Source organism: Aliterella sp. E5.1 (assembly GCF_057473825.1).
The window spans coordinates 1-1,289 of sequence record NZ_JBYCCV010000396.1; the positions used below are offsets into that span (position 1 = coordinate 1).

General features: G+C 46.4%; 2 protein-coding genes. One reads left to right on the top strand and one right to left on the bottom strand.

Features of this window, described 5'->3' with window-relative positions:
* Positions 1-589: DUF72 domain-containing protein (locus AC2VE5_RS27625; RefSeq protein ID WP_486890714.1), on the bottom strand; the 589-nt coding region annotated here is incomplete at its 3' end.
* A 148-nt stretch (positions 590-737) separates the two neighbouring features.
* Between AC2VE5_RS27625 and AC2VE5_RS27630 the strand changes: the two genes are divergently transcribed.
* The coding region (locus AC2VE5_RS27630; protein ID WP_486890715.1) for a penicillin-binding transpeptidase domain-containing protein at positions 738-1,289 on the top strand (552 nt) is incomplete at its 3' end.

A 1,289-nucleotide genomic window follows, 5' to 3' on the forward strand; every position in this document is an offset into this window, starting at 1 on the left:
CAGCATTGCGACCATGAAAGCGGACGTAGGCAATGGGCGCTGTGGCAACGGCAATCGCGGGAATCAGCACTTCAAATGATGGTTGATCCACACAACAGAACCCCAGTTGCAACTGGCGCAGCCAATCAAATACCGACTGATCAACCCAACTCCGGTGGCGAAACTCAACCACGGTGGGAATTTGTCCCAGGAGATCGCGAAGGTTTTCTAAATAGGCGCAGTTCTCTTCCGTGTTATGAAAAGCGGTGGGAAACTGGGCCAAAACACAACCAAGCTTACCTTGATCTTGCAGGGGTTTGAGGGTCTGACAAAATTCCTGGCAGAGGGCTGGATCGGGGCCGTGATCTGAGGGGCGATCGTGGGTGATCTGTCGGTTGAGTTTAAGGGTGAATTGAAACCCCGGAGGGACTTTCGCTGCCATGGCTGTCAGGGTCCGGGCTGAAGGCATCCGGTAGTAGGTATAGTTGATTTCTACTGCGTTGAATTCCTGAGCATAAAAAGGCAGCATCCCAGCCTGCTTGAGATTAGCAGGATAGAATTCTCCCTTCCAATCCGTGTAGCTATAACCACTGGTGCCAACTCGTAACATCTAACTCAGAGGATAAATTTTACAGAAAAAATTACCGATGGGTGTAGATTAGCCTTTCCTCAGGCGGTTTCAAGCTTCTTAGCTTTGTCCGTCAACTAGGGTATTGTGGTTCAAGTCTGCTGATTACTCTACTAACTCAGGGAAGCTTATGAACCGAATAGTTCGTTTTACAAGTATCATTCTCGTTGCACTCAGTTGCACTGCCTCTCTCCTATTTCAGTCGATGCAATCAGCATCGACTATGCCTAAATCAGTGGTTCAGTCTCCAGTCCGTGTAGAGATTGCTCAGAAAATTGATTTTGAGCGGCATTTTCAAGAACTAGGGGTTAAAGGGTCGATTCTGATCTATGACTTGAACAATGATCGCATCTTTCAACATAATCCCCAGCGAAACGGAACAGCTTTCTTACCTGCATCAACCTTTAAGATTCTTAACTCCCTGATTGCGCTAGAAACTGGCGTCATCTCGGATGAAATTGCAATTTTAACTTGGGACGGTATTCAAAGAAAGCTGCCTGAATGGAACCGGGACTTAAATATGAGAGAAGCATTCAAGCTTTCTGCTTATTGGTTTTACCAAGTCTTAGCCCGTAGAGTCGGGCATGAGCGGATGCAGCAATGGGTTACTCAAGAAGGTTATGGCAATCAAAATATTGGTAGTGAAGAGGATATTGACAAGTTTTGGTTAGAAGGTGAATTA